Origin of the sequence: Szabonella alba (assembly GCF_016765775.1) — a bacterium.
GTDB lineage: Bacteria > Pseudomonadota > Alphaproteobacteria > Rhodobacterales > Rhodobacteraceae > Szabonella > Szabonella alba.
The window spans coordinates 517,070-543,046 of the sequence record NZ_JAESVN010000002.1 but is presented as its reverse complement, the minus strand read 5'-3'; the positions used below and the strand labels follow the sequence as shown (position 1 = coordinate 543,046).

At 66.9% G+C, this 25,977-nt stretch carries 25 protein-coding genes and 1 tRNA gene; 13 read left to right on the top strand and 13 right to left on the bottom strand.

The genetic code is table 11. The features are described from left to right. Positions 1–9 precede the first annotated feature (9 nt). From JL811_RS07025 to JL811_RS06995, 7 genes are read left to right on the top strand one after another with little or no spacing between them, the layout of a single operon-like run. Positions 10–966, top strand: a complete 957-nt coding sequence (locus JL811_RS07025; protein ID WP_202687769.1) for an ABC transporter permease — start codon at positions 10–12, stop codon at positions 964–966. 4 nt (positions 967–970) lie between these two features. After that, positions 971–1,939 (top strand): ABC transporter ATP-binding protein, encoded by a 969-nt coding sequence (locus tag JL811_RS07020; RefSeq protein WP_202687768.1) that lies wholly within the window; start codon positions 971–973, stop codon positions 1,937–1,939. Next, the gene (locus JL811_RS07015; protein ID WP_202687767.1) at positions 1,936–2,955 is read left to right on the top strand and encodes an ABC transporter ATP-binding protein; all 1,020 of its coding nucleotides are present in this window, start codon (positions 1,936–1,938) and stop codon (positions 2,953–2,955) included. Before JL811_RS07020 ends, JL811_RS07015 begins: the two co-directional genes overlap by 4 nt. Next, on the top strand, positions 2,952–3,626 hold the full coding sequence (locus JL811_RS07010; protein ID WP_237684836.1) for a flavin reductase family protein: 675 nt from the start codon (positions 2,952–2,954) through the stop codon (positions 3,624–3,626). The genes JL811_RS07015 and JL811_RS07010 overlap by 4 nt, the downstream gene beginning before the upstream one ends. Then, a complete protein-coding gene (locus JL811_RS07005) occupies positions 3,626–4,351 on the top strand; it encodes an aspartate/glutamate racemase family protein (protein WP_202687766.1) in 726 nt (241 codons plus the stop codon). Before JL811_RS07010 ends, JL811_RS07005 begins: the two co-directional genes overlap by 1 nt. Then, complete coding sequence (locus JL811_RS07000; protein ID WP_202687765.1) at positions 4,351–5,541, top strand: amidohydrolase family protein; 1,191 nt, start codon at positions 4,351–4,353, stop codon at positions 5,539–5,541. The genes JL811_RS07005 and JL811_RS07000 overlap by 1 nt, the downstream gene beginning before the upstream one ends. Further along, positions 5,541–7,025, top strand: a complete 1,485-nt coding sequence (locus JL811_RS06995; protein ID WP_202687764.1) for an amidohydrolase family protein — start codon at positions 5,541–5,543, stop codon at positions 7,023–7,025. Before JL811_RS07000 ends, JL811_RS06995 begins: the two co-directional genes overlap by 1 nt. A gap of 163 nt (positions 7,026–7,188) precedes the next feature. On the opposite strand, the gene JL811_RS06990 is transcribed toward JL811_RS06995, so the two are convergent. The 10 genes from JL811_RS06990 to JL811_RS06945 form a co-directional block, all read right to left on the bottom strand. Then, positions 7,189–7,725 carry a HutD/Ves family protein gene (locus tag JL811_RS06990; RefSeq protein WP_202687763.1) on the bottom strand — a complete coding sequence of 179 codons (537 nt, stop codon included), beginning with the start codon at positions 7,723–7,725 and terminating at the stop codon, positions 7,189–7,191. Then, positions 7,722–8,897 carry a DNA recombination protein RmuC gene (locus JL811_RS06985; protein WP_202687762.1) on the bottom strand — a complete coding sequence of 392 codons (1,176 nt, stop codon included), beginning with the start codon at positions 8,895–8,897 and terminating at the stop codon, positions 7,722–7,724. Before JL811_RS06985 ends, JL811_RS06990 begins: the two co-directional genes overlap by 4 nt. Continuing rightward, on the bottom strand, positions 8,894–10,774 hold the full coding sequence (mutL, locus tag JL811_RS06980; RefSeq protein WP_202687761.1) for a DNA mismatch repair endonuclease MutL: 1,881 nt from the start codon (positions 10,772–10,774) through the stop codon (positions 8,894–8,896). The genes JL811_RS06985 and mutL overlap by 4 nt, the downstream gene beginning before the upstream one ends. A 76-nt stretch (positions 10,775–10,850) precedes the next feature. After that, complete coding sequence (locus tag JL811_RS06975) at positions 10,851–12,176, bottom strand: M16 family metallopeptidase (RefSeq protein WP_420496772.1); 1,326 nt, start codon at positions 12,174–12,176, stop codon at positions 10,851–10,853. Between the two features lie 29 nt (positions 12,177–12,205). After that, a complete protein-coding gene (locus JL811_RS06970; protein ID WP_202687760.1) occupies positions 12,206–13,642 on the bottom strand; it encodes a M16 family metallopeptidase in 1,437 nt (478 codons plus the stop codon). 107 nt (positions 13,643–13,749) lie between these two features. Continuing rightward, a complete protein-coding gene (locus tag JL811_RS06965; RefSeq protein ID WP_202687759.1) occupies positions 13,750–14,283 on the bottom strand; it encodes a DUF3035 domain-containing protein in 534 nt (177 codons plus the stop codon). A 65-nt stretch (positions 14,284–14,348) separates the two neighbouring features. Continuing rightward, positions 14,349–14,831 carry a signal peptidase II gene (lspA, locus tag JL811_RS06960; protein WP_202687758.1) on the bottom strand — a complete coding sequence of 161 codons (483 nt, stop codon included), beginning with the start codon at positions 14,829–14,831 and terminating at the stop codon, positions 14,349–14,351. A 3-nt stretch (positions 14,832–14,834) separates the two neighbouring features. Then, entirely contained in the window at positions 14,835–16,421 is a 1,587-nt protein-coding gene (gene purH, locus JL811_RS06955; protein ID WP_202687757.1) for a bifunctional phosphoribosylaminoimidazolecarboxamide formyltransferase/IMP cyclohydrolase, read from the bottom strand. A gap of 36 nt (positions 16,422–16,457) precedes the next feature. Next, positions 16,458–18,221 carry a heparinase II/III family protein gene (locus JL811_RS06950; RefSeq protein WP_337924728.1) on the bottom strand — a complete coding sequence of 588 codons (1,764 nt, stop codon included), beginning with the start codon at positions 18,219–18,221 and terminating at the stop codon, positions 16,458–16,460. A gap of 187 nt (positions 18,222–18,408) precedes the next feature. Further along, on the bottom strand, positions 18,409–19,683 hold the full coding sequence (locus tag JL811_RS06945) for an RsmB/NOP family class I SAM-dependent RNA methyltransferase (RefSeq protein WP_202687756.1): 1,275 nt from the start codon (positions 19,681–19,683) through the stop codon (positions 18,409–18,411). A gap of 124 nt (positions 19,684–19,807) precedes the next feature. Between JL811_RS06945 and JL811_RS06940 the strand changes: the two genes are divergently transcribed. Next, entirely contained in the window at positions 19,808–20,014 is a 207-nt protein-coding gene (locus JL811_RS06940) for a DUF1674 domain-containing protein (protein WP_202687755.1), read from the top strand. A 62-nt stretch (positions 20,015–20,076) separates the two neighbouring features. Here the strand turns inward: JL811_RS06940 and JL811_RS06935 are convergent, their stop codons facing one another. Continuing rightward, a complete protein-coding gene (locus tag JL811_RS06935; protein WP_202687754.1) occupies positions 20,077–20,445 on the bottom strand; it encodes a dihydrodipicolinate reductase in 369 nt (122 codons plus the stop codon). Positions 20,446–20,575: 130 nt separating this feature from the next. After that, positions 20,576–21,400, bottom strand: coding sequence for a 4-hydroxy-tetrahydrodipicolinate reductase (gene dapB, locus JL811_RS06930; protein WP_202687753.1), 825 nt, complete (start codon positions 21,398–21,400; stop codon positions 20,576–20,578). A gap of 93 nt (positions 21,401–21,493) precedes the next feature. Here dapB and rbfA point away from each other — a divergent pair, with 93 nt between their 5' ends. The 5 genes from rbfA (at position 21,494) to JL811_RS06905 (ending at position 24,674) form a co-directional block, all read left to right on the top strand. Then, complete coding sequence (rbfA, locus tag JL811_RS06925; protein ID WP_202687752.1) at positions 21,494–21,943, top strand: 30S ribosome-binding factor RbfA; 450 nt, start codon at positions 21,494–21,496, stop codon at positions 21,941–21,943. 80 nt (positions 21,944–22,023) lie between these two features. Beyond that, on the top strand, positions 22,024–22,770 hold the full coding sequence (locus tag JL811_RS06920) for a phosphodiester glycosidase family protein (RefSeq protein WP_202687911.1): 747 nt from the start codon (positions 22,024–22,026) through the stop codon (positions 22,768–22,770). Between the two features lie 107 nt (positions 22,771–22,877). Beyond that, positions 22,878–22,952 (top strand) — tRNA-Gly (locus tag JL811_RS06915). A 245-nt stretch (positions 22,953–23,197) separates the two neighbouring features. Then, positions 23,198–24,112, top strand: coding sequence for a tRNA pseudouridine(55) synthase TruB (gene truB, locus JL811_RS06910; protein WP_202687751.1), 915 nt, complete (start codon positions 23,198–23,200; stop codon positions 24,110–24,112). A 10-nt stretch (positions 24,113–24,122) separates the two neighbouring features. Beyond that, complete coding sequence (locus tag JL811_RS06905) at positions 24,123–24,674, top strand: DUF1643 domain-containing protein (RefSeq protein WP_202687750.1); 552 nt, start codon at positions 24,123–24,125, stop codon at positions 24,672–24,674. A 54-nt stretch (positions 24,675–24,728) separates the two neighbouring features. On the opposite strand, the gene JL811_RS06900 is transcribed toward JL811_RS06905, so the two are convergent. Then, a complete protein-coding gene (locus tag JL811_RS06900; protein ID WP_202687749.1) occupies positions 24,729–25,919 on the bottom strand; it encodes a calcium-binding protein in 1,191 nt (396 codons plus the stop codon). Positions 25,920–25,977 lie beyond the last annotated feature (58 nt).

The following is a 25,977-nucleotide window of genomic DNA, read 5'->3' as shown; positions in this document are numbered from 1 at the left end:
GGGAAATCCATGGCGACCCCGACCCCCGCATCCGCCCCACCCCGTCCCGCCCCTGCGGGCCTGATTGCCCGCGCCCTGTCCGGCGATGTGGCATGGAGCTTTCGCCACTCATGGTCGGCGCGCATCTCGGCACTTGTGCTGCTGATCCTGTTTGCCGCCGCGATCCTCGCGCCATGGCTGGCCAATCAGAACCCCTATGACATCGGTGAACTCAGCCTTTTTGACAGTGAACTGCCCCCTGCATGGGCCGAAGGCGGCGATGCGCGCTACTGGCTGGGCACCGATACGCTGGCGCGTGATGTCTATTCCAGCATCCTTTACGGGCTGCGCCTGTCGCTGATCGTGGGCTTTGCGAGCGTGGCACTGGCGGCGGTGGTCGGCATCTCGCTGGGCCTGCTGGGCGGGTTTGTCGGCGGGATCGTCGATGCCGCGATCATGCGCTTTGCCGATGTGCTCTTGTCCTTTCCCACGATCCTTGTGGCCCTGCTGGTCAATGGCATCATGCGCGGCGCGCTGCCGCCCGCGCAGCATCAGCAGGCCGCGATCTGGGTGCTGATCTTGGCCATCGGCCTGACCAACTGGGTGCAATATGCGCGCACGGTCCGGTCCTCGACCATGGTGGAACGCAACAAGGAATATGTGCAGGCCGCGCGCATCAACGGCGTGTCGCGCGCAGGCATCATGGTCAGCCATATCCTGCCGAATGTTCTGGGCCCGGTGCTGGTCATCGCCACGATCAACCTTGGCATGGCCGTGCTGACCGAGGCGACGCTGTCCTTTCTGGGCGTCGGCATGCCCGCGACCCAGCCCAGCCTTGGCACGCTGATCCGAATCGGCAACGAATATCTGTTTTCCGGCATCTGGTGGGTGGTGATCTTCCCCTCTGTCGTTCTTGTCGCGCTGGTGCTGGCGGTCAATCTGCTGGGCGACTGGCTGCGCGACGCGCTGAACCCGAAATTGAGGTAACGCCATGGCCCTGCTGACCGTCGAGAACCTGACCGTGACCTTTCCCAGCCGTCACGGCAGCACGAACGCCATCGAAAACGTCACGATCCATGTCGAACCCGGTGAGATTCTGGGCATGGTCGGCGAAAGCGGTGCCGGCAAGTCGATGACCGGTGCGGCCATCATCGGGCTGCTGGAACCGCCCGGCCATATCTCCAGCGGTGAGATCCGGCTGGAGGGGGAGCGGATCGACAATCTGCCCCCCGCCGCGATGCGGCGCATCCGGGGGCGGCGGATCGGCGCGATCTTTCAGGACCCGCTGACCAGCCTCAACCCGGTGCTGACCGTGGGTGACCAACTGATCGAGACGATCCGCGCCCATCTGCCGCTGACGAAGGAGGCGGCGCGCGAACGGGCCATCGACTGGCTGCGCCGTGTCGGCATTCCGGCCCCGGAAAAGCGCATCGACACCTATCCGCATCAATATTCCGGCGGGATGCGGCAAAGGGTGGTGATCGCGCTGGCGCTGTGCGCCGAACCGCGCCTGATTATCGCGGATGAGCCGACCACGGCGCTGGATGTGTCTGTGCAGGCGCAGATCATCGCGCTTTTGCGCCGACTGGCGCGGGAAACCGGGGCGGCGGTCGTCCTTGTCACGCATGACATGGGGGTGATCGCTGAAACTGCCGACCGCGTGGCGGTGATGTATGCGGGCCGCATCGTCGAGGTGGGGCCGGTGGCCGAAGTGCTGACCCATCCGCGCCATCCCTATACGGCGGGGCTGATGGCCTCGATCCCGCGCATCGGGCCGCGCCCCGAGATCCTGCCGCAGATCGAAGGCGCCATGCCGCGCCCGGCATCGCGCCCGGCGGGCTGTGCCTTTGCGCCGCGCTGCCCGTATCGCATTGACCGCTGCATTGCCGAACGTCCCGCCCTGCGCGGGACCGGGGCCGCGCAGGTATCCTGCCATCTGGCCGAGGAGATCCCCGTATGACTGACGCTCTGGTGCAGGTAACCGGCCTGAAGAAGACATTTGATCTGTCGCGACCGCTGATCAACCGCATCCTTGACCGCAGCGGGCGGCAGGTCGTCCATGCGGTTGATGGGGTAGATTTTGCCATTCCGCGCGGCCAGACGCTCAGCCTTGTGGGGGAATCGGGTTGCGGCAAATCCACGGTTGCCAAGCTGTTGATGGGGCTGACCGCGCCTTCGGGTGGCAGCATCCGCTTTGACGGGGTTGAACTGGCGGGCCGTCCGGCAGGCAGCCCGCCGGAAACCCGGCGCCGGATGCAGATGATCTTTCAGGATCCCTATGCCAGCCTCAACCCGCGCTGGCGCGTGGCGCGCATCATTGGCGAGCCGATGAAATCCTATGGCACCCATCCCGACCCCGCCGACCGGCGGCGTGAGGTGGACCGGTTGCTGGAATTCGTGGGCCTGTCTGCGGCAGATGGTGAGAAGTTTCCGCATGAATTTTCCGGCGGTCAGCGGCAGCGCATTTCCATCGCGCGGGCCATCTCGACCAAGCCGGAATTTCTGGTCTGCGATGAACCCACCTCGGCGCTGGATGTGTCGGTGCAGGCGCAGATCCTGAACCTGATGCGGGAATTGCAGCGTGAACTGGGGCTGACCTATCTGTTCATCAGCCATGACCTTGCCGTGGTGAATTACATCTCGGACATGATCGGCGTGATGTATCTGGGCCGTCTGGTCGAACTGGCCCCGGCCGAGGAAATCTTTGCCCGTCCGCAGCATCCCTATACGCGGCTTCTGCTGGACACGATCCCCGATATCGGCATGAAGAACCGCGATATCGACCGCCCGGCGGGCGAGGTGCCGAACCCGATCACGCCGCCCCTTGGCTGTCACTTCCACCCGCGCTGCCCCCATGCCGATGCGCGCTGCCGCTCTGAGGCTCCGCAATTCCTGCCGCAGGGCGCAGCGCAGGTGCGCTGTCATGCGGTGGCCGAGGGGCGGCTGTCGCCCGAACCGCTGCGAAAGGCCGGATGATGGAGTTCGATTTTACCCAATTGCCCGCCGCCGACCGCTATCGGCTGCTGACCAATTTCGTGGGGCCGCGCCCGATTGCGCTGGTCACCACGCGGTCTGCGAACGGGCAGGGCAATGCCGCCCCGATGAGTTTTTTCAACGTCTTCGCGCATGAACCGCCCATCGTCATCATCGGTTTCAGCGCCCGGCCCGATGGCAGCGAAAAGGATACGCTGGTCAATCTGCGCCGCAGCGGGGAATTCTGCGTCAATATGGTGGATCTGGAGCTGTCCGAGGCGATGATCCTTTGCGGTGTCAATTTCGCCAGCGATGTGGATGAAACCGAATTTTCGGGTCTCGCCACCAGCCCCTGCCGCCAGATCGACGCACGGTTCGTCACCCGCACCCCCTGTGCGATGGAATGCCGGGTGGAGCGGATCATCGACTATCCCCGCCGCGCCATCGTTCTGGGGGAGGTGGTGGAAATGACCGTGCGTGACGACTGCATGGATGCGCAGGGCCGCTATGTCGATCCGGGCGTTTATCAGCCGCTCGCCCGGCTGCATGCCGACAACTACATCGTCGCCGACCGCCAGTTCGAACTGAAGAAACCCGAGGCGATGACCCGGCATGAGGTCGGCCAGAGCGCCGCCACACCCGGACCGGCCCGTTCCACAAAGGATATCCGCTGATGCTGCTGCATCTGGTCAATCCGAACTCCACCGCATCCATGACCGAACAGGCCGGACGGGCGGCGCGGCGCGTGGCCGCCGCCGATACGGTGATCGAGCTTTGGACCCCGCCAGACACGCCCGCCTCGATCGAGGGCTATGCCGATGAGGCGCTGGCCGTGCCCGCCATGCTGGCCGCGATCCGGGCCGCCGAGGCGCGTGGGGCGGCGGCCCATGTCATTGCCTGTTTCGACGATCCGGGGCTGAACGCGGCGCGCGAGGTCGCGGCGGGCCCGGTGATCGGCATCTGTCAGGCCGCGCTTCAGGTCGCGATGACGCTGGCCTCGCGCTTTTCCATCGTGACGACGCTGCCGCGATCCGTGCCGATCATCGAGGATCTGGCCGAGGCTTACGGTGCGGGCCGCCGCTGCCGCCGGGTGCGGGCCATCGACCTGCCGGTGCTGGCGCTTGAGGAAGATCCCGCCATGGCGCGCAATCTGCTGCGCACCGAGATCCTGAACGCCGCCACGCGCGACGGGGCCGAGGCGGTGGTGCTGGGCTGCGCGGGTATGGCCGAGCTTTGCGACTGGCTGGCGCGGGAAACCGGGCTGCCGGTGATCGACGGGGTGACGGCCGCGGTAAAACAGGCCGAGGCGATTGTCGGTATGGGTTATCGCACCGCCAAGACCGGTGCCTATGACTGGCCGCGCGCGAAACGCGGCGGTTTGTTTTCCGAGGTGGCCTGATGGACCTTCTGCTGCGTGACGTTCGCCCCATGGGGGCCGCGCCCGCCGATATCCTGATCCGGGGTGGCCGGATCGCCGAAATCGGCCCCGGGCTGGACGCGCCGGGCGTGACGGTCGAGGAGGGCGCGGGCGCCATCGCCGTGCCGGGTCTGGTCGAGGCGCATACTCATCTCGACAAGACCGTGATGGGCATGGGCTGGTATGAAAACGCGGTCGGCACCGCGCTGCGCGACATGATCGACAATGAACGCGCCGCGCGTCACCGGCTGGGCCTTGATCCGCACCGACAGTCGATGCGCCATGCGCTGGCGCTGATCGGGGCGGGCACGACCCATATCCGCAGCCATGTCGATATCGACACCGATCACTGTCTGGCCATGCTGCGCGGCGTGCTGGCCACGCGGGAGGCGCTGGCCGGGCAGGTGGAGATCGAGATTGTCGCCTTCCCGCAATCGGGGCTGATGATCCGCCCCGGCACGCTTGAATTGCTGGACGTGGCCCTGTCGGAAGGCGCCGATCTGGTGGGCGGACTGGACCCCTGCGGCATCGACCGTGACCCGAAGGGGCATCTGGACGCGATTTTCGCGCTGGCCGACCGGCACGGCAAGGGCATCGACATCCATCTGCACGAACCCGGCGAACTGGGGGCATTCTCGGTTGAGCTGATGCTGGAACGGATCCGCGCGCTGGACATGAAGGGCAAGGTGGCGATCAGCCATGCCTTCTGTCTGGGCATGCCCGACTGGCCGCGCGCCGGGGCGCTGATTGCGGCGCTGGCCGAACAGGATGTCGCGATCCTGACCACCGGCGCGCCCTCCCGCGAGGTGCCGCAGGTCACGCGCATTCAGGCGGCGGGGCTGCGCATGGGCGCGGGCTGCGACGGGGTGCGCGACACATGGAACCCGTGGAACCGTCCCGACATGCTGGACCGCGCGCGGATCGTGGCGCTGCGCAACAACCTGCGCGCCGATGCCGATCTGGAGCGGGTGCTGGCGCTTTGTTCTACCGGCGGCGCGGCGGTGATGGGGCGGGCGGATCATCGCCTTGCCCCCGGATGCCCCGCCGATCTGACCTTGCTGACCGGCAGCACGCTGGCCGAGGCCGTGGCCGAAGCGGCCCCCCGCCCCCTGACGATCAAGGCCGGGCGGGTAACCGCCCGGCATGGACTTGCCCTGACCGAGGCCCCCTGATGCTGGAAACCCTGACCCTTGGCGCGCGCCCCACAGGCCGCACCGCGCTGGCCGCCCGCTGGATCGTCGCCCATGTTCCGGACGGGGCCCAAGGCGGGCACCGCCTGCTGGAAAACGGCGAGGTGGTGATCGAAGGGGACCGCATCCTTTATGTCGGCCCCCGCTTTTCCGGTGAGGTCGCGCAGCGCTTCGATCTGGGGGAGGTGCTGATCTCCCCCGGCTTCATCGACCTTGATGCGCTGTCCGATCTGGATACGACGATGCTGGGGGTCGATTGCGGTCCGGCATGGGCCAAGGGCCGCGTCTGGCCGCAAAGCTATGTCGAGGCGGGCCCCTATGAAATGTATACGCCCGAGGAACTGGCCTTTCAGAAACGCTTCGCCTTCGCGCAGCTTCTGTGCAACGGCATCACATCGGCCCTGCCCATTGCCTCGCTGTTCTATCGCGAATGGGGGGAAACGGTGGCCGAATTCGAAGCGGCGGCCGAGGCGGCGGGCGATCTGGGCCTGCGCGTCTGGCTGGGCCCGGCCTATCGGTCCGGCGGGATGGTCTGCACCGCCCCGGGCGTTCTGGAACCGCGGTTTGACGAGGCGCGCGGGCTGCGGGGCCTTGAGGATGCAATCGCCTTCATCGGCGCGCAGGCGGGCCGGTTCGGCGGGCTGGTGCAGGGAATGCTGGCACCCGACCGGGTGGAAACCTGCACCGAGACGCTGCTGACCCGCACCATGGCGGCGGCGCGCGATCTGGACGTGCCGGTGCGCCTGCATATGGCGCAGGGCCTGATGGAGCGTGAGGCCGTTGCCCGGCTGCATGGCACGACCGCGCCGCAATGGATGGCGGGGTTCGGTGCGCTGACGGACCGGCTGATCGCACCACATGCGGTGCAGGCGACTGAAACCGATCTGGCGCTTTATGCCGAACATGGCGTCACCATCGCGCATTGTCCGCTGGTCTTTGCCCGGTCCGGCACAGCGCTGAACTCCTTTGCCAGGGTCCGCGCCATGGGCATCGGCATCGGCATGGGCACTGATACCGCCCCTCCCGATATGGTGCTGAACATGGCTGTGGGCGTGATGGCGGCGCGGATGATGGGCGACAGCCTTGACCAGACCGGCCCGCAGCAGATGTTCGACGCGGCCACCATCGGCGGGGCCGACGCGCTGCGCCGCCCCGATCTGGGCCGCCTGATGCCGGGGGCCAAGGCCGATATCGCGGTGTTCGACATGGCCGATCCGTTGATCGCGCCGCGTGTCGATCCGGTGCGCAGTCTGGTGCTGGGGGCGACGGGGCGGGTGACGCGGGCGGTCTTCGTCGATGGCCGCCTGTCGATGCGCGAAGGCGCGGTTGCGGGCATGGACATGGCCGCCGCCCGCACCCGCGCGCAGGCACAGTTCGATGGTCTGCGCCGGAAATATCCGGACCGCACATGGGGCCATCCGGCGGAATCCGAGATTTTCCCCCCCGCCTATCCGGCGCTGGACTAGGTCTTTGGATGGCCGGGGCCACTGCTCCGGCTTTGCGGAGGGGTTTTCGCTTGCTGTCCTCTGTTGTCGTGCGTGGCAGGTGGTCCCGACGCAATTGCAACGGCAACGCAAAACGGATTGATATCCCTCTCGCACTGCCCTGAAATGGATTTTCAGCCGCCTGTCAGGGCATCGGGGCTGCAGGCAGGCTGACGGCAATCGCCGGGCCCTGCATCTGCCAGTCCAATGCGCCCTCGGTCAGGATCAGATCGCCCGCGGCAACCGCTTGGCCATTCACCTGCCCGCCAGCCAGCGCATAAAGCGCCGCGATGCCGTCAGCGATCACGATCCGCCCTGCATCGGCGACCGTAACCCCGGGACGCGGCAGATGGCGCGCGGTCATCACGTTGAAATCGTCGCAAGGGGCCGTTACCCCTTGGGCACGGACCGGCACATCGCCCGCAAAGGCCACAGGGCGCAGCGGGTCGGCGCGCAGATCCCCCCCCATGCCCACCAGATCAAAGCCGGGTCCGGTCAGCACGGTCAGGTTCCGTTCGATCCCCGGGAAGATCGAGAAATCCCCATCCTCGACCACCGAGGCGCGCGACAGCCGCCACAGCATCGCGCCAGCGCGATCCGCGCGCGCCAGTTCCAGCGTTACGCCCTTGCCATTGGCCCAGGGCATGCTGCGGAAATCCGCTGCCGTCAGATGCCGCATCATTCCCCCTTTCCCTTTGAAAGCGCAGGCAAGGGCACGGCCTCGGGCACGATCTCGGGGCCCAGTTCCTCAAAATCGAAATTGTCCAGTTTCGCGGCGCGCTTGCCCGCCCGTTCCGCCGCCGTGCCAATCCCGTCCAGATCGGCCCGGGCCTGATTGAAATGGGTGTCCAGCTTCTGCACCCGTTCGACCACCAGTTCCACATCGCGGTGCAAAAGCCGCAGGGTGGAGCGGATCGCCCCCGCCTGTTCGCGCATCCGTGCATCCTTCAGCACCGCGCGCATCGTGTTCAGGGTCGCCATGCAGGTGGTGGGTGACACGATCCAGACCTTCACCTCGAACCCCTCGCGCACCAGTTCGGGGAAATTCGCGTGCAATTCGGCATAGACCGCCTCCGAAGGCAGGAACATCAGCGCGCCATCCGCCGTTTCGCCCTCGACGATATATTTCTCGGCAATCGCCCTGATATGCGCGCGCACCGAGGTCCGCATCATCCGCGCGGCCTCGGTCGCCTGCAATGGCGTTTCCGCGCGGCGCAGCGCCTCATAGGCCTCAAGCGGGAATTTGCTGTCGATCACGATGGGCCCGGGGGGTTTGGGAAGATGGATCAGGCAATCGGCGCGCTTGCCGTTCTGCAAGGTCGCCTGCATCGTATAGGCGTCGGACGGAAGCGCCTTGCGCACGATGTCATTGAGCTGGATTTCCCCGAACGCCCCCCGCGTCTGCTTGTTCGACAGGATGTCCTGAAGGCTCAGCACATTGCCCGACAGTTTTTCGATATTGGCCTGTGCGCGGTCGATGGTTTCCAGCCGCTGCTGCAATTCGCCCAAGGACCGCGCCGTGCGGGTCGATGTGCCCTGCAGGCTTTCGGTCATGCCGCGCTGCACATCCGCCAGCCGCTGTTCCATCACTTTCAGCATCGCCGTCTGGCTATGCGCCTGCGCCTCGGACACATGATGCAGGCCGCCCGCCAGCCGCTCCTGCCCTTCCGACAGGCCCTGCACCCGCTGTCCCAGCCAGGCCATTTCGCGCATCAAGGGTTCGGTTGACCGCGCCGACCGGCCAAGTGCGCGCAGGATCAGCAGGAAGAACCCGACAACCACAAGCGCGACCCCGGCGGCGATCAGCACCGCAGGGTCATTCCATGCGTAAACCTGTTCCCCGATGCGGATCATCTGCGCCCGAACAGCTTTTCAATATCGGCCAGCTTCAGTTCCACAAAGGTCGGCCGCCCGTGATTGCACTGGCCCGACAGCGGCGTCGCCTCCATTTCCCGCAAAAGCGCGTTCATTTCTTCGGCGCGCATCTGGCGACCCGACCGGATGGAGCCATGACAGGACATGCGGGACAAAACCGCGTCAATGCGGCCGCGCAGGCGTTCGCTGCCGCCCGCATCCGCCAGATCGTCCAGAATGTCGCGGATCAGGGCGCTTGCATCAATCCGGCCCAAGATCGCCGGGGTTTCCCGCACGGCAATCGCCCCGCCGCCGAAAGCCTCGATCCCCAGCCCCAGTTCGGCCAGATCGGGGGCCAGTTCCAGCATCAGCGCGGCCTCGGTCGCGGACAGTTCCACAATCTCGGGGATCAGCAGCGCCTGCGCCGCGATGCCCTTGCCCGCGCGTTCGGCCTTCAGCCGCTCATAGACCAGACGTTCATGCGCGGCGTGCTGATCGACGATCACGATGCCATCGGCGGTTTGCGCGATGATGTAGTTTTCATGCAGTTGCGCCCGCGCGGCCCCCAGCGGATGCGACGCGACCGGGGCTGCCTGCTCATCCGGCAGGGTGGCGGGTTCAGTGCGCGCGCCCGGTGCCTCGGCAAAGCCGAATGCCTGTGGCGGCGGGGCAGGTTCATACCCTTGTGGGGCCTGCATCCGGTGGCTTTGCGCCAAGGCGCCCAAGGACGGGCGATCCATCTGATAGATGCGCGGGGGGGTGGTTTCGCCAGCCTCGGCCCGGAAACTGGCCAGCGTTTCCGCCCCCACGGTTGATGACGCCCGATGCCCCGCCTCGGCCAGCCCGTGCCGAAGCGCGGTAATCATCAGCGACCGCGCCCCCGCCGGATCACGGAACCGAACCTCGGATTTCGCGGGATGGACATTCACATCCACCTCTTGCGGATCGCAGCGCAGGTTCAGCACCACCGCCGGATGCCGGTCGCGGCTCAGCACATCCATATAGGCCGCGCGCAAGGCACCGAACAGCGCCCGGTCCTGCACCGGACGGCCATTGACGAACAGGAATTGCGCAACGGAACTGCCGCGCGAATAGGTCGGCAGTCCGGCATAGCCGACCAGATGCAAGGGCGCGCGTTCGGCATCGACACGGAAAGCGTTGTCGATGAAATCACGGCCCAGAACGCCACCCAGCCTGCGCGACAGGCTGTCGAAGAAATCGCCCTGTTCGGGATCGGCGCGGAAGACCACGCGCCCTTCGCCCCCGCCCGACACATCGCGCAGGGTGAAGCCGACGCCGGGTTCTGCCAGCGCCAGCCGTTTGATGACATCGCCGATGGCCTGTGCCTCGGCCCGGTCGGTGCGCATGAATTTCAGCCGCGCGGGCGTGGCAAAGAACAGGTCGCACAATTCGACGACCGTGCCGCGCGTCAGCGCCGCCGGGCGCACCGGATCAGCCCGCCCACCCGAAACCGCGATCACCGCCGCCTCGTCCCCCTGCGCGCGGGACGTGATGGTCAGACGCCCCACCGCCCCCAGCGAGGGCAGCGCCTCCCCCCGGAAGCCGAAGGAATGAATGTTCAGAAGGTCGGATCCGTCGATCTTCGATGTCGCATGGCGCGACAGGGCCAGCGGCAGATCGGCGGGCGTCATGCCGCAGCCGTCATCGGTGACGCGGATCAGGGTCTTGCCGCCATCGGCATAATCGACCGCAATCCGCCGCGCGCCTGCATCCAGCGCGTTTTCCACCAGTTCCTTGACCGCCGAGGCAGGGCGTTCCACCACCTCACCCGCCGCGATGCGGTTGATCGCGGCCTCATCCAGTTGACGGATCACGGGGCGCTGTTCGGCGCCTATCTTGGGGGTATCCAGCATCATGCCACCAGTCCTAGCATGGTGCCGCAGATTCGGCCAATGCGAAACCGGGGCAGAAACCAGTCAGCGACAGCCATGGTCAGGGCTGGGTCGGCTCCATCCCCTCGGGTTGGCCCACCACCACGAAATGCAGATCGGCCGGGCGGATCAGGCCCCGGGCCACGCGGGCCACATCCTCCAGCGTCACCGCCGCAACCATCGCATTGCGGTCGGTCACATACTCGACCGGCAGCCCGTCCATCTGCATGCCCACAAGAATCCGCGCGATGGGGCCGTTGCCGTCAAAGCGCAGCGGATAGGCCCCGGTCAGATAGGTCTTGACCGCCTCAAGCTCGGCCTCGGTGACCCCAGCCGCAGCCTTGGCCCATTCGGCGCGCAGGATGCCGATCGCCTCTTCCACGCTGGCATTGGAGGTGGCGAACTGGCCGATATACAGCTCGGCATGGTCCAGCGGCGACAGATAGCTGTAGATGCCATAGGTCAGCCCGCGCCGGTCGCGCACTTCGGTCATCAGCCGCGCCGAGAAGCGCCCGCCCCCGACGATTTCATTCAGCACGAAGGCCGGGATGAAATCCGGGTCATCGCGCTTGATCCCTGAATGGCCGAAGCGGATCACCGATTGGGGTGAGGGGTAATCCACCACCGTCACACCGCCGGTCATCTTCCACTCGGCCCGTCCGGGCAGGGGTGCGCCGGTCGCGGGCAGATCGGACAGCAGCCGGTCCAGCACCGCGCCCAGTTCCTCGGCCGAGATATCGCCCGACGCCGCCACATAAACCCGGTCCCGCGCCAGCGCTGCCTGATGCGCGGCAATCAGATCGGCCTGACTGAGGGCGGCGACACTGTCGCGGCTGCCCTGCCCCGAGGCGCCGTAAGGATGCATGCCGAAGGCCAGCCGCGCAAAGGTTTCACCGGCGATGGCATTGGGGTCGCGCTGGTCCGAATCGATATTCGACAGCACCTGCGCGCGCACGCGTTCCACCGCCTCGGCATCAAAACGCGGCTCGACCAGCGCCTGCCGCAGCAGCGCCACGGCCTCATCCCGGTTTTCGGTCAGGAACTGCGCCGAGACCGAGATCACATCCTGCCCGGCATCGAAGCCGAATCGCGCGGCCAGATCGTCGCGCGCAGCAGCAAAGCCCTGCGCGTCAAGATCGCCCGATCCTTCCTCAAGCAGCGCGGTCATCAGGTTGACGACGCCGCGCTGATCGGTCGGATCCAGCGAGGTGCCGCCCCGGAATCGCAGTTCCAGCGCGGTGAAGGGAATCGTCGGATCCTCGACCAGCCAAGCCTTGTGCCCGTTCGGCGAGGTGACCTGCTGGATCGCGATTTCCGCCTGTGCGGGCAGGGCAAGTGCCAGAAAGCCCGCAAACATCAGGCCCGCCGGTGCCAGCCGCGCCGCAATCCGTTGCATCGGGAAAAGCCGCAGATGGATCATTTTTGCGCTCCCTCGCCCTGATCGGTTTTCATCGGAACCTCCCCCTGCACTGGTGCCGGATCGACGGCGGGAGCCGGAGACGGAGGTTCGGCATCGCCGGTCCCGGTTTCCTCCTGCATCAGCCAGCCGGTGACCGAGGCGCGGCGATCCAGCACGGACTGCGCCGCCGCCATGACATCATCCACCGTCACGGCCTGCAGGGCGGCAGGCCAGCCCTGCACATCCGCCACCGTCAGCCCCGTGGTCAATGCCGTGCCATAGCCGCGCGCCAATTGTTCGACATCATCGCGCCTGTAGATTTCCGAGGCGCGCAACTGCCGTTTCACCCGCTCGAATTCCGCCTTGTCCACGCCATCCTCCAGAAAGCGGGTCACGACCGCATCCATTGCCGCCTCACCGTCTTCAAGACTGACACCCGGAACCGGCACGATGATCAGCCCGAAATTGCCGCTGTCCAGCGCATTGCCGTCATAGAAGGCCGCCGTATACAGCGCCTTCGCCTCGGCCCCGAACTGCAGCGCGCGCGCCATGACCGAAGTCGTACCGTTGCCGCCAAGGATTTCGGCCAGCACCGTCAGCGCCGCCGCCTCGGCCTGATCGCCTGCCCGGCGCTGCGGGGCCAGATAGGTGCGGATCACATAGGGCTGCGCCACGCGCGGATCGGCCATGGCAAGGCGGCGTTCCACCAGATGCGGCGGCTCGGACGGGCGGATCCGGGGCGGCAGGTCGGGTGTCGGCGCAATCGGGCCGTAATGGGTTTCGGCCAGCGCGCGCACCTCTTCGGGTGTCACATCGCCCGCGACGATCAGGATGGCATTGTTGGGCGCATAGAAGGTCTGGTAGAATTCCAGCGCATCGCTGCGGTTCAGCGCCTCGATCTCATGCCGCCAGCCGATGATCGGCAGACGATAGGGATGGTTCAGGTAAAGCGCCGCGCGCCGCTGTTCGCCGAAAAGACTGCCCGGATCGCTGTCGGTGCGCTGGTTGCGTTCCTCAAGGATCACGTCGCGTTCGGTCGCCACGTCCTGTTCCGACAGGATCAGGCCGCGCATCCGGTCGGCCTCCATCCGCATCATCAGATCCAGCCGGTCAGCAGCAACGCGCTGAAAATACGCGGTGTAATCCCATGAGGTGAAGGCATTGTCATCGCCGCCCTGCGCCTCGACCGTCGCGGAAAATTCCCCGGGCGCCATGGTGTCGGTGCCCTTGAACATCAGATGTTCAAGAAAATGCGCGATGCCGGATTTCCCCGGCGGTTCATCGGCTGCACCGGTGCGATACCACATCATATGCACCACCACCGGGGCACGGTGATCCTCGATCACCACAGCCTCAAGCCCGTTGGGCAGAGTGAAGCGCGCCACATCCTCGGCCCGGACCGGCAGCGCCACCAGTATCGCCAGAACCATCGGCGCGAACAGCCGTTGCAGCATGCGTCATTCTCCCGCTGTGATGTCCCGCAGCAGATACGCAGCATGGCGGGACGGTCAAGTGCCGCAAAGCGCGCCTGACGGTGACGTGAAAGGCTGGCAGCGCTGGATTATTCGCCGCTCTGGCGGGGGGGGGCCGAGACGTTCTGCGCACCGGCCCGGCGCCAGCGCGCCAGTTCGGCATGCTGGTCGAGTTCCTGTTCGCGATAGGCGCGGTAATAGACATTCGATCCGAACAGCCGCTCCAGCAGCCGCCCGTCATTGCGGCGGCGGTGGTCCAGATCGGCCACAGCCAGATCTTCACGGATCGTGCCGCTGACACCATTGCGTGACGCATGGTTGACCAGCCCCGCATCACCCGCCGGCACGCCGCGCTGGGCGCCGGGGCGCCCGCCCAGTGCGATGATGGCATCGGCCTCGGGCGTGGGATCGGTCAGGTTGGTCCCGCCCGGCGTCGGCGCGGGCAGCGCGGCCAGATCTTTGGGCATTTCAAGCGGTTTGGGCGGGATGATGGCAAATTCATCCGGCCCGTTCGTGGCAGAACGCAGGTTCATCAGACGCGGTTCATCCGACCCGCCGGAACAGGCCGCCAGCCCCAGCATCGCCAGTGCCGCGAACGCCAATGCCCCTTTTGCTGCCTGCATCTGCCTCTCCTCTGCGCCGTCTTGCGCCCTGTTTAGCCTAAAGGTCCGCGCGCGTCACGGGTCTTTCAACCGCTTTTGCCATCCTTTGCCTTGGGATCGGCGGCAAAAAGCACCAGCCCCGCCGCCCCGGCAAAGATCGCGATATCGGCCACGTTGAACGCATAGGGATTGTCAAATCCGCAGCAGGACATGTTCAGGAAATCGGCAACCGCGCCATACAGCACCCGGTCCACCACATTGCCCAATGCCCCGCCGATCAGCACGCCCGCGCTGATCTGCGCCATGGGCGGCTGACCGGGCTTGCGCATCCAGATCCAGACCCAGCCCGAGATTGCCAGCGCAACCGCAATCAGGATCCAGCGCGTTACATCGCTGTCACCTGCGAAAAGCCCGAAATTCACCCCCCGGTTCCACGCCATCCGGAAGGTCAGGAAGGGCGGCCAGACGGCAATCTCACCCCGCTCGATCAGGTTCATTCCGAACACCACGGCGACCTTGCTGATCTGATCGGCCAGAAAAATCGCAAGGGCCGCAAGATAAAGGCGCATCGGTCAGTGCCGGAAATGGCGCTGGTTGGTGAAGACCATCGCCAGCCCCGCCGCATCGGCCGCGGCGATCACCTCATCATCGCGCATCGACCCGCCCGGCTGAATGATTGCCGTGGCCCCCGCCTCGGCCGCCGCGATCAGACCATCGGCAAAGGGAAAGAACGCGTCCGAGGCCACGACGGACCCTTGCGTCAGCGGCGCGGACAGCCCCAGCACCTCGGCCATGTCCTGCGACTTGCGTGCGGCGATGCGGGTGCTGTCGATCCGGCTCATCTGACCGGCACCAATGCCCACCGTCGCGCCATCCTTCACATAGATGATCGCATTGGATTTCACATGTTTGGCCACGGTCCATGCAAACAGCAGATCGGCCATTTCCGCGTCGGTCGGGGCGCGTTTCGTTACCAGTTTCAAATCGGCGCGTTTCACATTCGCCGCATCGCGGTCCTGCACCAGAAACCCGCCCGCAACCTGCCGGAAGGCCAGCCCCCGCGCCGCCGCATCGGGCAGGCCCCCGGTCGTCAGCAGCCGCAGGTTCTTCTTGGCGGCAAAGACCGCGCGGGCCGCGTCACTGGCACCCGGCGCGATCACGACCTCGGTGAAAATCTCACAGATTTTTTCCGCCGTCTCGGCGTCAAGCTCCTGATTGAGCGCGACAATCCCGCCAAAGGCCGAGGTGCGGTCGCAGTCATGGGCGCGCGAATAGGCCTCAAGCAGGCTTTCCCCCGTCGCCACACCGCAGGGATTGGCGTGTTTTATGATGGCGCAGGCCGGGGCCTTGCCGGCAAATTCCGCCACCAGTTCAAAGGCGGCATCGGTATCATTGATGTTGTTGTAGCTGAGTTCCTTGCCCTGCCACTGTTTCGCGGTGGCAACGCCGGTCCGGCCCGACCCATCGGTATAGAAGGCCGCCGCCTGATGCGGGTTTTCGCCATAACGCAGGGTCTGGGCCAGTTCCCCGCCAAAGGCGCGGCGGCGGGGGGCGGATTCCTTCAGCGCGCCCGCCATCCAGTTCGACACCGCCGCGTCATAGGTCGCGGTGCGGGCATAGGCGGTCAGCGCCAGTTTCTGGCGGAAGGCCATGCCGGTTGCGCCGTCATTTCGGGCCAGTTCGGCCAAGAGACCCGCATAATCGGCCGGATCGGTGACGACATTGACGAAACGATGGTTCTTGGCGGCGGCGCGAATCATCGCCGGGCCGCCGATGTCGATATTCTCGATACAGGTCTCGTAATCGGCACCGCGCGCCACGGTCGCCTCGAACGGATAAAGATTGACCACCAGAAGGTCGATGGGTTCAATCCCATGGGCGGCCATGGCGACCAGATGTTCGTCATCGTCGCGCAGCGCCAGCAATCCGCCATGCACATTCGGATGCAGCGTCTTGACGCGGCCATCCATCATTTCGGGAAAGCCGGTCACCTCGGCCACATCGCGCACGGCAAGCCCCGCCATGCGCAGGGCAGCGGCGGTGCCGCCCGTGGAAATCAGTTCGATCCCCCGCCCGGCCAGCGCGCGGGCAAGGTCGATCAGGCCGGTCTTGTCGGAAACGGATATCAGGGCGCGTCCGACGTGAACGAGATTGGTCATGGGCGGGCCTCCGGTGCCTTTGGTCAGAACAGCGGGTCAGAACAGGAGGGGCGGGTCGTCCCGTTCCAGATCGCGGATGGCCAGCGGAGTATCCTGTGCCTTCGCCAAGGTCCAGCCGATCCGGCAGCCGAAATCGTCCAATTCCGCCGAAACCACGATCTGTCTGCTCGCGCGGGGGCTGATCCGGCCCTTTTCCAGATAAACCGAGGGTTCCAGCGCCAGGCCGCGCGGGCGGTCATGGCGGAAGACCCAGATCTCACCGCTTTTCAACGCCAGCGACACCGCCGCCCCGCCCATGTCGATCTCGGCATCGACATCGGGGTGCAGATGGAACCGCAGCGCAAGGCGCAGCTTGCCTGCGGCGCTGCGGCCCAGTGCCGTCTCCAACCGGGCGCGGTCCGCCTGGGATTCCGCGCGCAATTCATCCTGCCCGCCGATATGGCGCCCGTCGGTGGACAGCACCAGCAAGCGCCCATGGATCAGACCATGGGTGCGCCGCCAGCCATCCTGCGCCAGTTGCAGAACCTGCCCTTCGGCGGTGCGGGCCGGGCGCAGCAGCGTCACATCGGCGCGGTCGGCCAGCATCCCGACCGCGCCCCGGTCCAGCCGGGATGAGGAATACCCTTCAACTGCCAGCGTGGAATGGGAGGCCGTGGCCCGCCCCGCCCGGTGCCAGTCCGCCCCGAAAGGCGCGCCATTGCCGCAGGACACGATGACCGGTCTGCGGCCTGATGTCATCTCGAAGGCAAGGGTCGAGGCATGGGCCGAGGCCCCCGCCCGCCCGCCCGGCGGGGCCGCTGCATCGACGATCAGCGTCGTGCGGCCTGCGGCCAGACGCAAGAACCCCATCGCAGACCCCGGACCCGGCAGCGCCTTGACGCCCGACGCGGCCAGCGCCTGATCCAGACGCCCCTCCCCGCCGCGCCCGCCGCCATGAAACCGCGCCAGACCGCCATCGGCATGGCGCAGCGCGCGCAATGTCGGGGCGATCCGTTCAATCGCCTGCCGGATCGGCGGCGGCAGGGGTTGGCCGACCTCCCCCAAGGCCTGCGCGGCCCAGTTCAGCAGGGTAAACACCTCCAGCAATTCCTCGGGGTTGCGGGTGGGAAGGCCGCCTTCGGCGTCAATCTCACGGTCGCATTCCCCCGCAAGCGCCGTCACCGCCGAGGCGGTCAGCGCATCCAGCCCGGTCAGCGCCAACCCCGCATAGATCAGCCCGGTCAGCGCCTCGAATCGCGGCAGACCGGGCGCTGCCGCCTGCCAGCGGCGCGACAGGAACACGACCTGCACCGTCAGCGCGCGGAAAAAGGCGTGGTTGTCTTCGGTGCTGCGCCCGTTCATCAGGAAAATCGCATGGTTGATCCAGCGGATCAGCCGCCGCCCCGTAAGATCGGGGGTCCAGCCCGGCCCTCGCCCCCGGCCATAGCGGGCGATCCAGTCCAGAACCCAGCCCTGCGCCACCGAACGCGCCCGCGCATCCGCCACCGCCGCGAGATCATCGAGCCACAGGAACCCCTGTGCCGCCTCATGAAAAGCCGTCGCCCCGGTCGGGACATCCCAGATGCTGGTGCCCGGCGCCTCGACCAGATGACCCGCCAGCAGGAAATTTCCGGCCAGCAATTGCCGCCCCCGCGCGACAAGACCGATGCTGCGCGGTTCGGGCTGCGAGACGAAACCGGTCGCGGGCGGGGCCGCGCAGGCGCGCCAGACCGCATAGCGGTTGGCAAGCCGCGTCATCGCCCCTGACAGGCCCTGTTCCCGGGGTGACCCCACCTGCGCCTCGCCTTGCTGCCGCCTCATCCACCTGTCGTGCCGGTTCCGTATCCGGCACCGCCGCCACCCGTTCCGGGTCTTGCCTGCCCGGACGATAGCGCGCGGGCGCGGCGCTGTCACCGGGCATTGACCCCGCCTGCGGGGTCGGGTACCGGGCAATGCCCCCGCAGGCGGGGTCGGGCACCGGGCATTGACCCAGCAGGCGGGGACGGGATCAGTCCGCCAGACGCAGCAGCGCGATGTAGAAACCATCCATCCCGCCCCGCTCGGCCCAGTGATCGGGGCGCAGGCGCAGCCCGCCTTCGGGCGAAATCCAGTCCGGATCGACCCCCGGCAGATCGGGCCGTTCCACCCGCAGCCCCGGATGGCGCGCAAGGGCGGCGGTGATCTGCGCCTCCCCCTCGGCAGGCAGGACTGAACAGGTGCAAAAGACCAGCCGCCCCCCCGGCGCCAGAAAGCCAAGCGCCCGGTCCAGCAGCCGTGCCTGCAGATCGGCCAGCGCAGGCAGGTCGCTGCCATCCTTGACGAAAGGCAGATCGGGATGCCGCCGCAGCGTGCCGCTTGCCGAACAGGGCGCATCCAGCAGGATCGCGGCAAAGGGTTCCGGCGGCGTCCAGTGCAGCGCATCCGCCGTCACCACCCCGGCGCTCAGCCCGGTGCGCGCCAGATTGTCCTGCAACCGGCGCAGGCGCGGCCCCGAGATGTCCAGCGCAGTGACGCTTGCCCCCATCGCGGCGGCCTGCAGCGTCTTGCCCCCGGGTGCGGCACATAGGTCCAGCACCCGTTCACCGGCTTGCGGGTCAAGCAGCCGCATCGCCAGCGCCGCCGCGGCATCCTGAACCCACCAATCGCCTTCCGCATAGCCCGGCAGGGCCGAAACCTGCCCGGCCGAGGCCAGCCGGAAACTGCCCGTCGGCAGCGGCTCCAGCCCGTCGATCTGCGGCACCATGCCCGGTTTCGCGGTCAGGTCCAGCGGCGCGGGCTGGGACTGCACCGCCTCCATCGCCGCAACGGCCGGGCGGCCCCATGCATGGACCAGCGGCTGGCGCAGCCATTGCGGCATTTTCTGCACCGGCAGGGCGGCGAACCCTTCACGCCCCTCGGACACGCGGCGCAACACGGCATTGGCCATCCCCGCCAGTCCGGCAAGATGCGGATCGGCGCGCAGGATCGAGACGATGGAATTGACCACCCCATGCGGCGCGGCCCGATCGACGCCCAGTTCCACCGTACCCAGACGCAGCGCATTCAGAACGGTGGCGGGTGGCGTCTTGCGCAGAAAGGGCGACAGTGCGCGATCGGCCTGATCGAGATGGCGCAGCACTGTCACCGCCAGCCGCAGCGCAGTCGCACGGTCCGCCGGGGCCAGCGCGGTCAGCGGGCTGTCGGGTACTTCGGCGATCTGGCTCAGCGCCTCGCCGTCCGACAGCACGCGATCCAGCAATGCAATCGCCGCGCGCCGTCCCGCAATCCCGTCCTGCCGCGCCATCTGGTGCCCCCGTCTGCCCTTGCCTTGCCTGTCCGGCCTGTCCGTCCGGCTTGTCCGTCCGGTTCTGCGGGGTATATCATGGAACCGGACTGCACAAGGAAAGCCCAGAGGAAAGCCCTGCCCGATGCCCGATGCGCCCAAGGACAGCTCCCCACCTGATCATGCTGACGATCTGCCGCCCGCAGCCCGCCGCGCGCTGGCCGAGGCCGAGGCCCGCCGCAAGGCCGCCGCTAATTCCGGACGCCCGCCAGAGGAATTCGGCGGCCGCAACGGACCGGAGCCGGTGCGGTTCGGCGATTGGGAAAAGAAGGGGATCGCAGTTGATTTCTGACCGGTGGCGCTCGCGGTGGCGCTCAGGGATGTGCCGGATGCGCGAATGCAGCCGCCATGTGCCTATTTCAGCCGCAGATCGGCAAATTGCCCGCGCCCCGCATCCGAGATGAAGCGCAGCGTATCGCCATTGCGCTGCACAAGCTGGCAATTCGCGCCCAGATCACGGCTGCCAAAATAGAGATCACGGCAGAAAAGCCCGTCGGACCAGCGCCAGGCCCCCGTCACCGGCTGACCGAAGGCGCGCCCCTCGATCTGGCCATTGGGCGTTACGTTCAAGGAAATACCCAGCCGCGTCAGCGCCTTGCCGTTCACCAGCCCCAGAAATTCCTGCTTGCCGCGCACATCGCTGAACCCGTCCGCAAAGGCGGACACGGGGACCGACAGGGCGCAAAGAAAGGACAGGATCGCCGCCCCGAACAATCTGGTCATTACATCCCTCCGCTTACTGTACGCGAAGGGCTACGCAAGCCGCGGCCAAGCGGATCACCCCGCGCGCAAGATGCGGCAGATATCCGCGCTCAACACTCCGCCGGACATCACAAGGGGAATCAGGGCCGGATCAAAGCCCCAGCACATCCATCATGTCATACTCGCCCGGCTTCTGCCCCTGTCCCCAGATCGCCGCCTTCAGCGCCCCGCGCGCGAAAATCGCGCGGTCGGTCGCCAGATGGCGCAGCACGATCCGCTCTCCTTCAGCGGCGAAGATCACGTCATGTTCGCCCACCACATCGCCGCCCCGGATCGCGGCAAAACCGATGCTGCCCGTCCGCCGCGCGCCGGTGATGCCGTCGCGGCCCCGGTCGGCCATTTCCGTCAGATCGACACCGCGCCCCGCCGCCGCCGCCTCCCCCAGCATCAGCGCCGTGCCCGAGGGCGCATCGACCTTCATGCGGTGATGCGCCTCGACCACCTCGATATCCCAGTCGGCATCCAGCGCCGCCGCCACTTTCTGCGTCAACCGGACCAGCAGGTTGACCCCAAGGCTCATATTCCCGGCCCGGACGATCACCGCATGGCGCGCGGCAGGTTCCAGCGCCGCGATATGATGCGGCTCCATCCCGGTGGTGCCGATGACATGCACGGCGCGGGCCTGCGCCGCCAGCGCCGCGAACTCCACCGTCGCATCGGGCGCGGTGAAGTCGATCACGGCCTGCGCCTGCGCGAAAGCCTCCAGCGGATCATCGGTCACGGCCACGCCCAGCGCGGCGCCGCCCATCGCCTCACCGATATCGCGCCCGATCCAAGGATGGCCCGCCCGTTCAACACAGTCGACCAGCCGCGCGCGGTCGGATGCGGCAATGGTCCGCACCAGCATCTGCCCCATCCGGCCCGAAGCACCCGTCACCACGATCCCCGGCAACGCCCTGTCTGTCTGTTCCGCCATGTCCCTGCCCCGTTGCGCCAGATTTACCCCCCGCTTACCCCGTTCCGCCCCGGCCCGCAAAGCCCCGTTGCGGTATCGCGGCAAAGCGCCTAAATGGGGCGCATGGCAAAGAACCGTTTTTCCTCGGGCGAAGGCCCCTCACAGCGCCAGTTGCGCGTCGGCGAACTGATCCGGCGCATCCTGTCGGATGTGCTGAACCGGGCCGAGATTCATGACCCCGACCTGAACCGCCGTTCGATCACGGTGGGAGAGGTGCGCACATCGCCCGATCTGAAGGTCGCGACGGTGCATGTCATGCCGCTTGGCGGGCAGGATGTCGAAGGCGCCATCGCAGCACTGGCCCGCAACAAGGGCGAATTGCGCCACCTTGTGACCAAGGGGATGACACTGAAATACGCGCCCGACCTGCGCTTCCGTCCTGATGAGACCTATCATCAACTGGATGAGACGCGCCGCCTGTTTGCTGACGCGCGCGTGCGCCGGGATATCGAGGCTGGTGAGTCCGATCCCGACGCGGCGCCGGACAACCAGCAGGATCAATGACCGGGGCGCGGATCGCGGCAGGGCGGCAGGATGCGGGCAAGGCCCGCCTGCGCGCGCTGCCGGGGCTGACAGCACTTATCCTGCGAGTGGGGCTTGCCGCGCTTTTGCCTTTGCTTGGCGCGGCCGCGCATGCCCAGACCGCCGTCTCGGGCTGCCGTGAGGTCGTCCATGCCGAAAACCGCTATACGCTCTGCACCGTGACGGCGGATGCCGATCTGCGGATTTTCCAGACCGATGCCTCGGGGGGGCCCTTGGGCAGTTTCACCCGCGTGAACGCCCTCCTGGCCGCCGAGGGGCGCCGCCTTGCCTTTGCAATGAATGCGGGGATGTATCACTCCGACCGCCGCCCCGTCGGGCTGATGGTTGAAGAGGGGACCGAGCGCGCGCCGCTTGTCACCGCTGAAGGTCCGGGCAATTTCGGGATGCTGCCCAATGGTGTCTTCTGCATCCTGCCCGACCGATTCGCGCTGGTCGAATCGCGGGCTTTCGCCGCCGCGCCGCCCGATTGCCGTTTCGCAACCCAATCCGGCCCGATGCTGGTGATCGACGGCGAATTGCATCCGCGTTTCCTCGAAGGTTCCGACAGCCGTTTCATCCGCAATGGTATCGGCATCAGTCGCGACGGGCGCAGCGCGCATCTGGTCATTTCACGCCAGCCGGTGAACTTCATCGACTTCGCGCGATTCTTCCGCGACGGGCTGGACAGCCCGCAGGCGCTGTATCTCGATGGCAAGATCTCGCGCCTTTACGCCCCCGATATCGGGCGCAATGATTTCGGCCTGCCGATGGGGCCGATTGTCGGGCTGGTCGTGCCCGGAACACCCTGAACGCGGAACCCGTATCGCGGCCCCCGCAGGAATCTGCCGCCGATCTGCATTTTGCCTCTTGCAGCGCCGCGCGTCTCTTTATACATCACCGCCTACCGAAACGGAGTGCGGGCGTAGCTCAGGGGTAGAGCATAACCTTGCCAAGGTTAGGGTCGTGAGTTCGAATCTCATCGCCCGCTCCATTCGGTGAAGACCGCCCATGCGGTCGCAATTTCCAGAAAAAATGCAGGGCAAGGCAAACAGGTTTCGCGGCCCGCTTTTTCACATTGGCCCAAATACCTCGGGGTGAGCCGCCGCAGGCGGCGAGGGGCAGCGCCCCTTGCCCTTCTTCCTGCGGCCCTTCTTCCCGCGGCCCGTCTTCCCGTGACACGGTTGACGCCCCCCGCCGCAGGCTTTATCCGCCACCGCTTGCAACAAAGGGTGCAGGATGGGCAGGAAACGCAAGGGTCGCGCAATCTCGGGCTGGGTGGTGATCGACAAGCCTGCGGGCATCACCTCAACGGCCGTCGTGGGCAAGGTCCGCTGGGCCTTTGACGCGCAGAAAGCGGGCCATGCAGGCACGCTGGATCCCGATGCGACCGGCGTTCTGGCCGTGGCTCTGGGAGAGGCGACCAAGACCGTGCCACTGATCGCGGACGCGCTGAAGGCCTATCGCTTTCGCGTGCAACTGGGGGCTGCGACCACGACCGATGACGCCTCGGGCACGGTGATCGCCACATCCGGCCTGCGCCCCGACCGCGCCGCTATCGAGGCCGCCCTTGCCGGGTTTCGCGGTCAGATCGATCAGGTTCCGCCGCAGTTTTCCGCCGTGAAGGTCGAAGGCGAACGCGCCTATGACCTTGCCCGCGAAGGCGAGGCAATGGACCTTGCTGCCCGCCCGCTTTGGGTCGACAGTCTGGAGATCACAGACCACCCTGCCCCTGATCTGCTGGATCTGGAAATGGTCTGCGGCAAGGGCGGCTATGTCCGCTCCATCGCGCGCGATCTGGGGCAGGTTCTGGGCTGTTTCGGCCATGTTCTGTCGCTGCGCCGTATCTGGTCTGGCCCTTTCGACGTCGAGGATGGCGTGACGCTGGAGCGGATCGAGGAACTGGCCCGCAGCAATGACATCGACGCGCTGCTGCTGCCGCTGGAAACCGCGCTGGCCGATCTGCCCGAACTGCCCGCCACCCCCGAAGGCGCGCTGCGCCTGCGCAATGGCAATCCGGGCATGGTGCTGACCGGGGGTCTGGATTACGGCACACAGGCCTGGGCCAGCTTTCAGGGCCGCGCGCTGGCCATCGGCCAGTATCGCGCGGGCGAGTTGCACCCGACCCGGGTCATCAATCCTGATCCGGAATGAGTGCGACGGAATGATCGGCCGGGGTGATCCGCCCGTTATCCGGCGGCATGACAGTGGCGATACGGTCAGTGAGGCGCAATATTCCGCCTGCGGGCAGTATCGCTATGCACTGACCCGGATCTGGCAGCCCGATGCGCCCCGGCTTCTGTGGGTCATGCTCAATCCCTCCACCGCCTCGGAACTGCGCAATGACCCCACCGTGGCGCGTTGTGAAAACCGCGCGCGGGCGGGGGGCTTCGGCGGTTTCCGGGTGGTCAATCTCTTTGCCTTCCGCGCCACCGCGCCGGCCGATCTGCGCCGTGCAGCCGATCCGACGGGACCGGACAATGATGCCGCAATTGCCACGGCCGCCACTTGGGCGTATGTGATTCTTTGTGCATGGGGGATGCATGGCGACTGGCAGGGCCGGGGGGCGGCCGTCGCGGCCCGCCTGCGCCGTGCGGGCCATGCGCTGCACCATCTGGGCCTGACGCAGGCCGGGGCACCGCGCCATCCGCTGTATCTGCCGCGTGCCACGCCAATGCAGCCATGGACCGGCGCTGATCCGGCCACGCAGGGCTGAATACAGTCGGCACCTCTGCCCCCATCGCCCTTCATGCGCGCGCCATCACCCCTGTCACGCGACCGGCGGCCCGGGCAGATCGGTCATGGGCATGATCCGCAGTTGCGCCACATCCAGCCCCGCCCCGCCCGCGATCTGCGCCAGCGGGAAACCGTCCAGCATGACCACGACATCCTGTTCCCCCTCCCCCGGGATCAGCGTCACCTGCGGGTCGGGATGCGCCTCGGCATCATAGATCACCACGATCTCATCCTCGGCGGGGTCGAAATCCGCGATCCGGGCAAAACCGCCCTCGCCGATCCAGTCACCGATATGGAAGTGATCGGCCCCGTCGCCGCCATGCCCATGGTCATTCGCCGCGAGCCAGAGCCTGTCATTCCCCGCCCCGCCATTGAGGAAATTCACACCGGGCGCTGAACCGCCACCCGCCCGCGCCGCGCCCTCATCCGCAGGATCGAAGCCGAACAGCGTGTCATCGCCATCATTGCCATCCAGCGTATCCATGCCGGGCCCGGCATGCAGCAGGTCATTGCCGCCGCCACCCGCCAGCCAGTCATCGCCGGTTCCGCCCGCCAGCACATCGCCCCCCGCGCCGCCCAGCAGCGTGTCATCCCCGGCCCCGCCCCGGACCCGGTCATCCCCCTCCTGCCCGGTCAGCAGATCCGCGCCTGCGCCGCCCGCAATCCGGTCCGCGCCATCCCCGGCATGGATGGTGTCACTGCCCGCGCCACCCGACAAACGGTCCGCGCCCGTGCCGCCATCGATCACATCGCGCCCTGCGCCACCGTCGATCCGATCATCGCCCGCGCGCCCGCCCAGCAGATCATCGCCCGGCCCACCCAGAACCGTATCGGCACCGCCCGAACCGGTCAGAATCGTATCCCCCGCCCCGGTCTGCAGCGTCAGGGGCGGATCGGCAGGCAAGGGCAGATCAGAGGATTCCGGCCCTTCGTCGCGTGAATTCGTCGGATCAAGCGGCGGTCCCGGCGGCGCGAAGTCCGCCAGACCGTCAGAGGCATCCAGTGCCGCACCGATCACGGTGTCCAGGGCCGGGTCATCCATCCAGTCCAGCATGTCGCCGGGCGGGGCGTCCTGTGGCGTTTCTGTGGTTTCTGCGGCCCCGGCGGGGTCAGAGGCGCTTCCCGCGTCTTCATCCCCTGCCTTGCTTTCGGTTCTTGCACTCAGAACGCTGTCAGCCAGCAACCCGGCACAGACAGCCCCGAACAAACCCAGTATCGCCAGCATGACAAAACCCCTCGACCAACCCGGAACAGCGGGCCCCGAACATCTGGCCGGTCGCAAG